Here is a 12,934-nt window from a genome sequence, read left to right as displayed (position 1 = left end):
CGGCTCCGACATCGATAGTGTTTGGCATATGTAATACACTCGGCGAGGCGTTGCAATGCACCCGCGCCCGCTCGCTTGACTCTACGGCCGACCGTGCGAAACTCCTCTCCGTCCAAGGCCGAAAGCTTCTTCAACCGGGTCGCGAACAGCGACGGCAACGGATGCGTGGGGCGCCGTGCGCAGGCGTTATCGGGACGCACGGGCCATTCGATGACTTGGAGAAGAACCAATGACTGTTGCACTGACCCGGCGGGCGATCGCGCTCGCCGCACCGATTGCGCTTTTCATCGCGATGCCGGCACCGGCGCAGGATTTTCCCGCCGATCCCGGGCAGTTCTGGGATGTGACGGGGATCGAGCTGACCGATGGCGGCGGCTATGCCTATGTCCAGTGGCTCGCCAGCGAATGGAAGAAGGAACAGGAATTCGCGAAATCGAAGGGCTGGATCAGCGGCTACAAGGTCCTGCAAAACACGCACAAGCGCGATGGCGAGCCCGATCTCTACCTCGTCACCATGTATGACGACATGCCCAATGCCAGCGAATCGATCGCGCAGCGAAAGGCGTATTTCGACTGGCAGAGCAAATCGGTGCAGAAGCTGGAGGAAGAGAGCAATGGCCGGCTGAAAATGCGCCGCGTGATGGGCACCGAACTGCTTCAGGAACTGAAGCTGAAATAACCTCACCGTCCCGGCGGGGCGCGGACTTCAGCCCGCGCCCGCCATTCACGGTGCCTCGACGATCCCTGCCCGCACGCCGGCGGCAAGCTGAGCGCGAAGGTTGGCGAGCACGCGCGGGGATATACGTGGCGGCTCCTTTGCCCGGTCGCCGTCGCGCAGCCGCTCACGATCCTTTGCCGACGGCTCGACACGGCGCACGCGCACCGGGGCATAGCCCTTGTCGAGGATGCCCAACTCCCTGGCGGCGCCCTTCGACAGGTCGAGAATGCGGCCGCGCGCGAACGGGCCGCGATCGTTGATCCGCACGATGATGCTCTTTCCGGTGTCGAGGTCGGTCACCTCGGCATAGGTCGGCAGCGGCAGCGTCTTGTGCGCGGCGGTGACCCAATCGGGCCGGAACTTCTCGCCATTGGCGGTCATGTCGCCCGATTCATTGCCGTACCAGCTGGCATAGCCGAGCACGTCATATTCGGGGTCGACATGCGGAACATAGGTCTTGCCGCGCACGGTATAGGCGCTGCCGATCTTGACCGGATGGTCGGTCACCGGCTTGTAATCGCGTCCGGCGCATGCGGACAGCGCCAGCGCCGCCGCCACCGCGCCGCTCCAGCGTCCGCGCAAAGCCCGCCGCCCTGTTGCCTTCGCCCCGGCCATCGGTTCTCGCTACCGCGTCGCTCGCCAGCGCGCCAGCCAATATGCCTTCGCTATGGCACAATTCATCGCCTCGGCTATTGAAGGCGGCGTGCCGACGCTTCTCACCCTTGTCGTCAACGCCATGCCCTGGCCGCTGCGGCGGCGGCTGGTCCGCGCCGATCCCGGCATGCAGCGCACCGCGCGCGCCTCGCGCGCGATGTTCGCGTTCCTCCTGACGCTCGCGACCGCGCTGCTCGTCGGGCGGGTCGTTTCGGTTTCGGTGCTGTCGTTCCTGATCGCCTTTCCGGTGACCGTGTTCTGCTGCGCCGCCATCGGCGATGACGAGACGCGCGCACGTATCGGCAAGACCGCCGCGCTCGCGGCTGCCGCCGGCGCCGCCTTCACGCTCTCCAGCCTGCTGCACACGCCCTGGATCAACCACGCGGTGTTTATCCTCGTCATCGGTGCAATGGCCTATATGCGCCAATATGCCGGCCCCTGGGCGCCGGTCGCTATCGCCGCGAATGTCAGCTATTTCTTCGGCTCGTTCCTGAAACCCGACCCGACCACACTGCACTGGCAATGGGTGGGGGTCGTCATCGGCGCGGCGTGTGCGCTGATCGTCCACCAGCTCGTCGTTCCGCACCGGCCCTGGCGGCGGATGCGCTGGTCGGCCGCGTCGATCCGTATGCGACTGGCGCATCTGCTTCGTACTGCGGCCGCGCTCGACGCGCCGGAGGAAAGCCTCGCCGTGCGGCGGTCGCTGCGCGGTGTCGCCGATGCCGTGCGCATCGCCGAAAACGAGCTTGAGAACCTGCCCGGCGGTCGCCTCGCGCATCGCCCGCTCGCAGAGGCGCTCATCCGCACGCTGGTCCTTGCCGAACGTCTCGCGCTTCAGGCGAAGGGCGTGATCGGCGATGGCCTTTCGGCAGAGGAACGCGCAGCGGCGAAGCGGCTGTCGGCGGCGCTCGTCGCCAATGACGAGTTGCCGCGAGAAGGCGATTCCGGCGACATCGCGGACGCGCTCAACGAACTCGAACGCGCCCTGCACCTGCCCCCCGATCACGCCGCCGCGCGCTCGGTCGATGCACCGCCGCCCGCGCCGACCAACGCGATCCTGCGGCCCGCGGTCCAGTCCGCCGCCGCCGCCGCACTCGCCATTATCGGCGGCAACGCGCTGTCGCCGGAGCGCTGGTACTGGGCGGTCATCACCGTGTTCGTGATGTTCACGGGCACCTATTCGCGCGGACAGGCGCTGTTCAAGTCGCTTCAGCGCACCGTCGGAACGCTGGGCGGCATCCTTGTCGCCATGGCCATCGTCTGGGCGGTGAACGGCGATACCCGCGCCGTCATCATCCTGATGCCGGTCGCGATCTTCTGCATCTTCTACGCCTTTCTTCAGGCCTATACCTGGATGGCATTCTGGATCACGATCGTGGTCGGGCTGCTATTCTCTTCGTTCGGCGAGTTCACCGACCGACTGATGGTCCTGCGGCTGGAGGAGACCGCGATCGGCGCGGTCGCCGGCATCGTCGTTGCCGCGCTCGTCCTGCCGCGCAGCACCGCCGCCCATGCGCGCGATCAGTTCAACGACCTCGCCGATGCGATCGACAAGGTCATCGACGAAGCGCTGCCCGGCGGGCCGCTCAACCGGCTGACGCTGACGGCTGCGCTCCACGATTTCGAAACCACGCTCAGCGACCTGCGCGACGCGATCGAGCCGCTGCGCCTGATCCCGCTGCAACGCGCCACCGAACAGCGCAGCCGCCTCCACCGCCAGCTCGTGCTGACGAGCTATTGGGTCCATGAAATTGCGCTTGCCGTGCGCCAGCTCGACAGCGCGGGCGTCGCCCAGGCCCCCGCTCCCGCCGCCGAAGCCGCCACCGCGCTGCACGAACGGCTGAAGCGTCTGCGCAACGCCGACACCGCTCCCGAACCGGCCGAAGACGATAATGCCCCCGCTCCCGATGACACCAGCCCCGCGGCCACGCTGGCAACCGCCTGCCACGGCGCGGCCGAAGCAATGACCGCAGCCGCCCGCCTGCTGACCGACCGCAGCCAGCAAACCCGCGCCTTCCGGTTCTAGAGAGCCGAAAGGCGTGCCTCACTGCCGCGCCTTCGTCCACCGCAACGACCTTGGCACTTCCGTGCGGTTCGCCCGTTGGATGCGGCATGGACGATATGATCGCAACGCTCACCGCGCGGATGCAGGCTGCCGCCGACGCGATGGATTTCGAAGAGGCGCGGCGGCTGCGCGATCGCATCGCGTTGCTGCGCGGCGGGGCCGATGCGCGCGACGCTGCCGCCGCCGACACGTCCGGCCTGACCCGGCAACAGCCAGGGGCGATGGGGCTGGGCACCAACCGCGCGCAGCTCGCCCGCCCGCCGGGCTGGAAGCCGCCGCGAAAGCCCGACCCGATGACCGCCGGGCGCAATTGCCGCGCCACACGCCGCAGCGACGACTGACGAAAGCGGCATCGATCGCCCCCGCAATCGCACGCCGCCGGAACCCTCGAAAGCGCGCCGCGTCCTACCTATCTCCCGTCTAGCATTGTCACCGGAACAGAAGTAGAACCAGCCCGTATGAGCCTCACCCACATCAGCGTCCGCGGCGCGCGCGAGCATAATCTCAAGGACGTGTCGGTCGACATTCCCCGCGACACGCTGACGGTCATCACCGGCCTGTCGGGCAGCGGCAAGTCGAGCCTCGCCTTCGACACCATCTATGCCGAGGGGCAGCGGCGCTACGTCGAATCGCTCTCCGCCTATGCGCGCCAGTTTCTCGAGATGATGCAGAAGCCCGATGTCGACCATATCGAAGGCCTCTCCCCCGCCATCTCGATCGAGCAGAAGACGACCAGCCGCAACCCGCGCTCGACCGTCGCGACGGTGACCGAGATCTACGATTACATGCGCCTTCTCTGGGCGCGCGTCGGCGTCCCCTATTCGCCCGCGACCGGCCTGCCCATCTCGGCGCAGACGGTCAGCCAGATGGTCGACCGCGTCCTCGCGCTCCCCGAAGGCACGCGCCTCTACCTCCTCGCCCCCGTCGTGCGCGGCCGCAAGGGCGAGTATCGCAAGGAACTCGCCGAGTGGCAGAAGGCGGGCTTCCAGCGCGTGCGCATCGACGGCGAGATGTACGAGATCGAGGAAGCGCCCAAGCTCGACAAGAAATACAAGCACGACATCGAGGTGGTGGTCGACCGCCTGGTTGTGCGCCCAAAAGACGCTCAGGACTCCATCGCCACGCGCCTCGCCGACAGCTTCGAAACCGCGCTCAAGCTCGCCGACGGCCTCGCCTATGTCGATCTGGCGGACACCACCGTCGCGGAGGCAATGCCTCCCCTCCCGCCTGCGGGAGGGGTCGGGGGAGGGTCTGTCAAGGAAGCCCCCCAAACATTCATTGCGGAAGGCGACACGCCCTCCCCTAGCCACTCCCGCCAGCGGGAGGGGAACCTCAAGGGCGCCGGCGTCCCCGACAACCGCATCGTCTTTTCCGAACGCTTCGCCTGCCCCGTTTCGGGCTTTACCATCCCCGAGATCGAGCCGCGCCTCTTCTCGTTCAACGCGCCGCAGGGGGCCTGCCCGGCCTGCGACGGCCTTGGCGAGCGGATGGAGTTCGACCGCGATCTCGTCGTCCCCAACGACGAACTATCCTTGAAGAAAGGCGCGGTCGTCCCCTGGGCCAAGTCCAACCCGCCCTCGCCCTATTACATGCAGGTGCTCGGCAGCCTCGCCCGCGAATTCGGCTTCAAGCTCGAAACCCCGTGGAAGGAGCTTCCGCAAGAGATCCGCGAGATGATCCTCACCGGCACGCGCGGAAAGCCCGTCACGCTCACCTTCGTCGACGGCCGCAAATCGTATGACGTGAAGAAGCCGTTCGAAGGCGTGATCGGCAACCTCAACCGCCGGTTGATGAAGACCGAGAGCGCGTGGATGCGCGAGGAGCTGTCCAAATATCAGGCCGCGCATCCGTGCGAGACCTGCGGCGGCGCCCGCCTCAAGCCCGAGGCGCTGGCGGTCAAGATCGACGGCCACGACATCTCGCACGCCAGCCGGCTGTCGGTGGTCGACGCGCTTGCCTTCTTCAAGACGCTCCCGGATGCGATGACCGGGCAGCAGCGCGAGATCGCCACCGCCATCCTCAAGGAGATCGACGAACGCCTCGGCTTCCTCAACAACGTAGGCCTCGACTATCTCAACCTCGACCGCAATTCGGGCACGCTGTCGGGCGGCGAATCGCAGCGCATCCGCCTCGCCTCGCAGATCGGCTCGGGGCTGTCGGGCGTCCTCTACGTCCTCGACGAACCCTCGATCGGCCTGCACCAGCGCGACAACGACATGCTCCTGGAAACGCTCAAGCGCCTGCGCGATCTCGGCAACACCGTCCTCGTCGTCGAACATGACGAGGACGCGATCCGCTCGGCCGACTATATCCTCGACATGGGGCCGGGCGCCGGCGTCCATGGCGGCGAGTTGGTGGCCGAGGGTACGCTCGACGACATCCTCAAATCAACGGGCAGCGTCACCGCCGACTACCTCAACGGCACGCGCGAAATCGAAGTGCCGCCGAAGCGCCGCAAGGGCTCGGGCAAGAAAGTCACCGTCCACGGCGCAAAGGCCAACAATCTGCGCGACGTCACCGCGAGCATTCCGCTCGGCACCTTCACCTGCATCACCGGCGTCTCCGGCTCGGGCAAGTCGAGTTTCACCATCGACACGCTCTACGCCTCGGCCGCGCGCAGCCTCAACGGCGCGCGCATCCTCGCGGGCAAGCACGACAGGATCACCGGCCTCGACCATCTCGACAAGGTCATCGACATCGACCAGTCGCCCATCGGCCGCACCCCGCGCTCCAACCCCGCGACCTATACCGGCGCCTTCACCAATATCCGCGACTGGTTCGCCGGCCTGCCCGAAAGCCAGGCACGCGGCTACAAACCCGGCCGCTTCTCGTTCAACGTGAAGGGCGGCCGGTGCGAGGCGTGCCAGGGCGACGGCGTGCTAAAGATCGAGATGCACTTCCTCCCCGACGTCTATGTCGAATGCGACGTCTGCCACGGCGCGCGCTACAATCGCGAGACGCTGGAGGTGAAGTTCAAGGGCAAGTCGATCGCCGACGTGCTCGACATGACGGTCGAGGACGCGCACGAATTCTTCAAGGCCGTGCCCCCCATCCGCGACAAGATGGCGATGCTCGAGGAAGTCGGGCTGGGGTACGTCAAGGTCGGGCAGCAGGCCACGACCCTGTCCGGCGGCGAGGCGCAGCGCGTCAAGCTCGCCAAGGAACTAAGCCGCCGCGCCACCGGCAACACGCTCTACATCCTCGACGAACCCACCACCGGGCTTCACTTCGAGGATGTGCGCAAATTGCTCGAAGTGCTCCACGCGCTGGTCGAGCAGGGCAACACGGTCGTGGTGATCGAGCACAATCTTGATGTGATCAAGACGGCGGACTGGATTCTCGACCTCGGGCCGGAAGGCGGCGTGAAGGGCGGCGAGGTGATCGCCACGGGCACGCCGGAGGATATTGCCGCGAGCGAGCGGAGCTTTACGGGGCGGTATCTCGCGCCGTTGCTGGCGAAGGGGAAGGAACGGGTCGCGGCGGAGTAATTACTTTTCTAGCTTCCACGGGAATTGCTTGAGATTGTCTATCACTTCGCGACCATATTTTCGCTCCAGCCGCAACAGAAATTCCGGCTCGACCGAATTCACGAAAGCTAACGTTCCGGACAATCTTGCCGCAGCCTCGACAGTAAGCTCTCCATGCTTCGCGTGGTGCACGGCGGCGCTTATTTTCCTTTTTCTATCCCTACCTAGTGACACCTCCTGATCATTTGTTAGCACGAGGCCCGTTACCTGCCGGTGATACCTAGGGGTTGCGACCACTGTTTTATTCTCGTTAATTGACAAGCGCGGCCATGGAACCTCCTTGATGGCTCTGCGCACCGCCTTTTCAACGCCCGTCAGATATCCCGTCCTCTTCGCTGAGAACGTAAGATCGTCAGCATATCTGGTATATGCAACGTAATCTTTCTGAACTAATTGCGATACAAGAGCGTCAAATTTGTACATCAGAAGATTTGACAAGTGAGGCGAAGATGGCGCACCGATCGCTAGCTTCAAGTAGCTTTCGCCTTTAGATTGGTGAAATAATATTTTAGACGTGTGATGCAGATCATCGCCATCCATAAACAAACTGCGGTCTTCACAATACGCTTGCCAGTCCCTTACCCGAATTGATGGGAAAAACTCCTTGAAGTCCATCTTCAGGATTGGGCCGTTATCCACATGAGCGAGCGCATTTTCTCTGATCGACCGACCTTTGCGGTAGGCCATCGCTGCTTGATGAACAGGTAACTCTAACAGATATTTTTCGACGATAACCTTCTGCAAAGCTTTCAGCTCACGAGCTGGCTGAGCTATGTCGCGAAGGCTACCATTGCGCTTTTTAATTCGGAAATGCTTGTAGCGACGAGGCGCATTGGAGATGATTTTCATCACATCCCGCTCCGTAAGACCAGTGCTCTCGATTAGAATGGAGATTAATTTGCTCATCTTGCCGCCTGCGCAAATTTCTGAATGCCATTAAACCTGGCCAAATCTTCGGTTCTCCAGTGCTCTCGAAAAGCCTGTCGGCGTCGTTCCTTATTAAATATTGGAGCGCCTTTATCAAACTTTAATACTAGCGCGTCTCTGACGTTTGGAAGCGCAAAGTAATAATCGTTAAATCCCCGAGTTTCTTTGACTATCCAATGGGCCGCTTCGGCGCAAAGCATCAACCTGTCGACCTCTTCCACCGACATCTCTATGTCAAAGTCCGAAAACAGTTGCACAACTTCCGCTGCGGTCAACGCTCCAAACTCTTGGGCAAACCCTACCATCATTTTGATCAAATGCCCCCGCCGCTCAGGGTTAAACGTGGCGCTTTCTTTAACTCTCTCAAAATGATCATTTATTGCCGGAACTAAGCGGTCTCTAAGCACAACCAAGTTGACGTTCTTAATAGAGTTCTTCACCATGCCGGTTTCATCGTCGTTTAAGACGAAGACTGATCTTTCGCTATAATCTCCTTTGAGATGCTGTAGCGGACCAAGCTTGATGAATGAATCGTCACGATAGTAGTAATCTCTCACTACTACTAAGAGCTTTGAAGCAAGTTCTGGCATCATCGAAAATGCCCCCAACTCAGCAATACTACCTTGACTCTCACTAAACAGTAGTATTAACTCGCACACCTGCGCGAAATCGATTTCAAACTTGAGCAAGTCGCGATATGCTGGCCTCGACAAATGAAACGTGTTCACGTCCTCTGCAAGCAATGCTTCTCTACCCTTCAATGCGCTATTATCAGGCGCCTTGAGAAAAGCATCTCTTATCGAACTAATTTTTGACGATGTTTTCTTTGTCTTCCCGCCACATAGGAAAATTAAATCCGTCGGCGGCTCAACAAAAATTGCTCCCCGATTCACGTATTTTGTGAAATCGGGGAGCACAGCTTACCTATGCTCCGAAAGAGCGCGATGGGCAATCGAGCGGAGCGTCCCGACTGAGGGCGATTGGCCATCGCGCTCTTTCGGAGCCCCAAGCATTCCCAATAATGTGACGTCCGGCGAACCGCCAGACGGGTATCCAAACGTGACACCAAGTCGCGTAAGCTGAAGCAAGTTTAGTAACGCCCCCGTATAAGTCAATTTGCCAAACTACCGGGGCCATTGCCAAAAATGCAATAGCCCCGACGCGGGAGTAAATCCCGCGTCGTCGAACGGGTTGACTACGCCACCCGCCGGCCGGGCGGGCCGCGCGGCTTTCCTACACGCCAGCTTCCTGCATATAAGTCCGGTCCCCTGATTCGATTGGGAAGGACGCCCCATGTCCGACAGGACTGCCCGCCGATGCCCGCTCGCCGCGTCGATGCCGACCGCGAGCCGCCGGGCCGTGCAGCGCCGCCTTTGCATCGAGGAAGCGGGAGCGAGGGGGGGGACGTGTCGCTAACTTCGCTAACTTCCGCGTCCGCGCGGCCCCGGGGTCATCGAACGGCGCGCGCAATCTTGTTTCGTCGCCGGGCAATTTTCGCGAAGGATTTGCGCGAAGTTTGTGAAGCCAGGCCGGAACAGGCGCCCTGCTCTGCCCGTTGCCCCTCCGACATTCGACGCTGACGATCCGAGGAACCCAACACCATGCCCAGCACCAAATCCCGCGCCCGGCCCGCCGCCTTCTACACCCGCACGCGCACCGCGCTCATCGGCCTCGGCGTCTTTGCCGTCGGCGCCTCCGCCGCTGCGGGGGTCGCGCTGTGGCGCCGCGCGCGCCGTCCGTCCGAAGGCCATGCCGCGCCCGACCTGAAGGCCGACCGCCACCCCGACGGGTCGAAGCGCGCTCCCGCCGACTTCCGCCCCGATCCGCATGCGCAGGTCGACGAATCCGACCGCGAAGCGCTGCGCCCCGCGACCGAAAAGGTCCGTCATCGTACCGAGACGACCGAGGAACTGAACGGCGCAGCAACGGTTGGTACCGCTTGAGACTATCACGGCCACGCCAGCACGACCGCCGCGCACTATCGCTGCAAAGCGCATGCGCCGCGGTCGGCCAGCGCTACGATGAAGCACCGGACGACCAACGATCCGGGCACATTCGCGGCCGACGATATGGGAGGATCATGATGCGCGAAATCACGCTTCGCCGCCCTGCCCCAACGGCAGAATGCACTGACCCGGCGGACGCCGGACCCGCCCCCGCTTCGCACGCACCGCGAAAGGTTGCGGTCGCCCCCCGCCCTTTTCGATACCGCCTGCCGGAGGGCGCGCGCTAGCCGGGCTCGACCGCGCACATGGGCACCGCTCCGCCCCGCTCCGCGCTACGCCCTTGCGAAGGCTGCAAATTCGCACCGGATCGGTGACGATACCCTATGTCCCCGCTCGCCCGCCCCTGCAAAAAGATTGCGAGGGGAAGCTTTGGGGGCGCCGTTGGCAAGTTCACGCAACATGTTGAAGGACGAAATCTCACCCGCGGTCCGCGCGCGGTTGATGAACCTCGTCACGCAGGTCACCGACCGCGAGGCATGCAGTTCGGAAGAGGCGGTCGACAGGATCGAAGCGGCGCTCGATATGTCGGGCGAATCGGCGCCGGTGCTGCGCTCGCTGGGCGATTTCGCGCAGGTCATCCGCACGATCCGCTTGCGCCGCAACGAAACGCTCGGCGTCGATCTGATGCGCGATCCCGCCTGGGACATGCTGCTCGACCTCTTCTCATGGACGATTGCGGGGCATGAGGTAACGACCAAGACGCTGTGCGCCGGGTCGGGCGTCCCGCCGACGACGGCGCTTCGCCATCTTCAGCGGCTGGAGGAAAAGGGCGTGATCGAACGGCATCCCAATGCCTTTGACCAGCGCTGCATGAACGTCACGCTCGCCCCGCCCTATGTCGAACGCCTGGCCTCGCTGATCCGCAAATATCGCGATGCCTGCGTAGAACAGTGATCGGCGGCGCGGGTGCGCGGCGCCGCGCCGGACGCCCGCTAAAGCGAGGTCTGAATGCGCTGGAAGACACCCATGGCATATAGAGCCACCAGCAGCACCACGCCCAGCGCGATCCGCGCGCGAAGTGCAGCCGTTGCTGGCAAAATCGTCTGCGATCAAATGGAACCTGCCTGGGGGCCGCGCCGCTTCGTTCGACATAAGGCGCTGTATCTGCTATACAATCTGCATTGCCGGCAGCCTGAACCGTAAGCGCCGGTGACTGAGAGACAAGAAAAACGCGCTCCCGCTTACGTTAAGCAACAGAGGGGCGATCCACATGGACCTCATCTATCTTGAACGGCGGCATCGCATGGCGCTCGACAGCGTCGACGCCGCCACGCACGACATTGCCCGCGCTTCGCACGCCAGCCTGGCCGGGCTCTACGCCGAATGGATCCAGCAGTTGAAGGACGAAGCCGCCGGGCTTCCCACAGAGGGGAAATTTCCCATTCGCCGAACCTGATTTTCGCCCGGCCGGTGCCCGCGCGCGTCCGGCCGCGATTGCCACGCCGTACCGATGCGCGTATGGCAGACGGTGCTACAGTCGCAAATTGACGGTCTTTGGCGCTTTGCGGCTCCTTCTTCCTTCTTTCCCTACGCCTGAAATGCATCAGGGCGTCCGACATCCGGGCTCCGTTTCTAGAAGGAATACCCAAATGGCCATCACCGGCACCGTAAAATTCTTCAACACCGACAAGGGCTATGGCTTCATCGCGCCCGATGGCGGCGGCAACGACGCTTTCGTCCACATCTCAGCGGTGGAAGCAGCGGGCATGCGCACGCTCGATAAGGATCAGCGCGTGACCTACGAGCTCGAAGCTGACCGCCGCGGCAAGCAGGCCGCGTGCAACCTCCAGCCTGCCGAGTAATCGCACGCTTTTCGGGGCGGCGCCCGGCGCTACGACGCCGCGCCGCCCCTTCCTACCCGAACGACCGCGCGAAGGATAACCGATGACCGAAGCCCAGACCTTCCGCGCCCGCGCCGAACAAGACCGCGCCGCCGCCGATGCCGCGACGCTCGATTCGGTGCGCGACCGCCATCTCCGTTCCGAAGCGGCATGGGCCGCGATGGCGCGGCGGTCCGAACGCGTCGCCGAACAGCGCGAACGCAACGAAGCTGAAAAGATCGCCGCGAAAGACGGCTGACCGGGCCACTTTCACCGGCAGCACGAACCGTCCCGAAATGTTGCACCTGCGAAAAGGGTGCGGCTTTCAGCGCCTGTTCATGGTAAATGCCGCCTTATCCGAATGTCTGCAGCGCGCGGGCGGCGCTGTTCTTGGGGAAGTGTGATGCGGACTGAAATAGCCTATGTCTTGATCCTGTTGCTGGTCGCTGCCGGCGTTCTTGCCTTTGCGGTGCTTCGTGCCCGCTCGCGCGAGGAACGCGCCATCCGGCACGGTCGCAGTCGCCAGGAAGCGCGCCGCCGCCATCGCTGGTGGGACCGCGGCTGACCGTGCGCCTGAAATCATTTTCCTACATGGCGGGCATCGGCTAGATTTGCGGTCGACACCCGCTGGTGCGTAACATGATTGCACGACCATGTAATTTTGCGAAAGCATCGCCGCGAATTGTGCGAAGCTAAGCATGGGAACCGACCGAGGCCCGCCCTCGTTTCCGCTCCGTAACCAGCCGGGAGAACCAGCCATGTCCGTCCGCCCAGTCCTAGCCGCGACCGCGGCGCTGTCCGCTACCGCCGCACTGCTCGGCGGCTGCGCCACGATCTCGCAGACGGTCGGAAAGACCTGGACGATGGGCCTGATCGGCGCGCAGGAAGTCCCCGGACCCGGCGATCCCGATGGCAGCGGCACGGCAAAAGTCACCGCCGACGCGACGACCGGCACGATCTGCTACGAACTGACGGTGCAGGACATTTCCCAACCCACCGCCGCGCATATCCACCAGGGCGCGCGCGGCGTCGCAGGGCCTCCGGTGCTGCAGTTGAAGCCGCCGGTAACGGGGTCGTCGAAGGAATGCCTCGACGTCGACAAGCAACTCGCCGCGGCGATCATCGCCAACCCGACCGGCTATTATGTCAACGTCCACACCGCCGACTATCCCAAGGGCGCGATTCGCGGCCAGCTCCCGCCGCGCTGAAACAGGACG

The 12,934-nt window shown here is 63.4% G+C and carries 14 protein-coding genes; 11 read left to right on the top strand and 3 right to left on the bottom strand.

What is annotated here, in order from left to right; translation table 11 throughout:
• The first annotated feature begins 229 nt into the window (after positions 1–229).
• Positions 230–679: a hypothetical protein gene (locus J7S20_RS14230; protein WP_284054897.1), complete on the top strand. Its 450-nt coding sequence runs from the start codon at positions 230–232 to the stop codon at positions 677–679.
• Between the two features lie 45 nt (positions 680–724).
• Here J7S20_RS14230 and J7S20_RS14225 read toward each other — a convergent pair whose 3' ends face one another.
• Positions 725–1,333 carry a septal ring lytic transglycosylase RlpA family protein gene (locus tag J7S20_RS14225; protein WP_284054896.1) on the bottom strand — a complete coding sequence of 203 codons (609 nt, stop codon included), beginning with the start codon at positions 1,331–1,333 and terminating at the stop codon, positions 725–727.
• A gap of 52 nt (positions 1,334–1,385) precedes the next feature.
• Here J7S20_RS14225 and J7S20_RS14220 point away from each other — a divergent pair, with 52 nt between their 5' ends.
• From J7S20_RS14220 to uvrA, 3 genes are all read left to right on the top strand, one after another.
• Positions 1,386–3,398 (top strand): FUSC family protein, encoded by a 2,013-nt coding sequence (locus tag J7S20_RS14220; protein ID WP_284054895.1) that lies wholly within the window; start codon positions 1,386–1,388, stop codon positions 3,396–3,398.
• Between the two features lie 86 nt (positions 3,399–3,484).
• Positions 3,485–3,778: a UvrB/UvrC motif-containing protein gene (locus tag J7S20_RS14215; protein WP_284054894.1), complete on the top strand. Its 294-nt coding sequence runs from the start codon at positions 3,485–3,487 to the stop codon at positions 3,776–3,778.
• A gap of 117 nt (positions 3,779–3,895) precedes the next feature.
• Entirely contained in the window at positions 3,896–6,925 is a 3,030-nt protein-coding gene (gene uvrA, locus J7S20_RS14210) for an excinuclease ABC subunit UvrA (RefSeq protein WP_284054893.1), read from the top strand.
• Here the strand turns inward: uvrA and J7S20_RS14205 are convergent, their stop codons facing one another.
• Positions 6,926–7,870 (bottom strand): retron St85 family RNA-directed DNA polymerase, encoded by a 945-nt coding sequence (locus tag J7S20_RS14205; RefSeq protein ID WP_284054892.1) that lies wholly within the window; start codon positions 7,868–7,870, stop codon positions 6,926–6,928.
• Positions 7,867–8,808: a retron St85 family effector protein gene (locus J7S20_RS14200; RefSeq protein WP_284054891.1), complete on the bottom strand. Its 942-nt coding sequence runs from the start codon at positions 8,806–8,808 to the stop codon at positions 7,867–7,869. The genes J7S20_RS14205 and J7S20_RS14200 overlap by 4 nt, the downstream gene beginning before the upstream one ends.
• Positions 8,809–9,492: 684 nt before the next feature.
• On the opposite strand from J7S20_RS14200, the gene J7S20_RS14195 reads away from it, so the two are divergent.
• From J7S20_RS14195 to J7S20_RS14165, 7 genes are all read left to right on the top strand, one after another.
• Positions 9,493–9,834, top strand: coding sequence for a hypothetical protein (locus J7S20_RS14195; RefSeq protein ID WP_284054890.1), 342 nt, complete (start codon positions 9,493–9,495; stop codon positions 9,832–9,834).
• A 462-nt stretch (positions 9,835–10,296) separates the two neighbouring features.
• Entirely contained in the window at positions 10,297–10,791 is a 495-nt protein-coding gene (locus J7S20_RS14190; RefSeq protein ID WP_284054889.1) for a winged helix-turn-helix transcriptional regulator, read from the top strand.
• A gap of 316 nt (positions 10,792–11,107) precedes the next feature.
• On the top strand, positions 11,108–11,293 hold the full coding sequence (locus J7S20_RS14185) for a hypothetical protein (protein ID WP_284054888.1): 186 nt from the start codon (positions 11,108–11,110) through the stop codon (positions 11,291–11,293).
• 193 nt (positions 11,294–11,486) lie between these two features.
• Positions 11,487–11,699: a cold-shock protein gene (locus J7S20_RS14180; protein WP_284054887.1), complete on the top strand. Its 213-nt coding sequence runs from the start codon at positions 11,487–11,489 to the stop codon at positions 11,697–11,699.
• Positions 11,700–11,781: 82 nt separating this feature from the next.
• A complete protein-coding gene (locus J7S20_RS14175) occupies positions 11,782–11,976 on the top strand; it encodes a hypothetical protein (protein ID WP_284054886.1) in 195 nt (64 codons plus the stop codon).
• Between the two features lie 144 nt (positions 11,977–12,120).
• Complete coding sequence (locus J7S20_RS14170; protein ID WP_284054885.1) at positions 12,121–12,282, top strand: hypothetical protein; 162 nt, start codon at positions 12,121–12,123, stop codon at positions 12,280–12,282.
• A 193-nt stretch (positions 12,283–12,475) separates the two neighbouring features.
• A complete protein-coding gene (locus J7S20_RS14165; RefSeq protein ID WP_284054884.1) occupies positions 12,476–12,925 on the top strand; it encodes a CHRD domain-containing protein in 450 nt (149 codons plus the stop codon).
• The last annotated feature ends 9 nt before the right edge of the window (positions 12,926–12,934 follow it).

The organism is Stakelama marina (genome assembly GCF_018122655.1).
Taxonomy (GTDB): Bacteria; Pseudomonadota; Alphaproteobacteria; order Sphingomonadales; family Sphingomonadaceae; genus Sphingomonas; species Sphingomonas marina.
The sequence above is the reverse complement of the archived record's forward strand: the minus strand, read 5'-3'. Positions and strand labels throughout refer to the sequence as shown.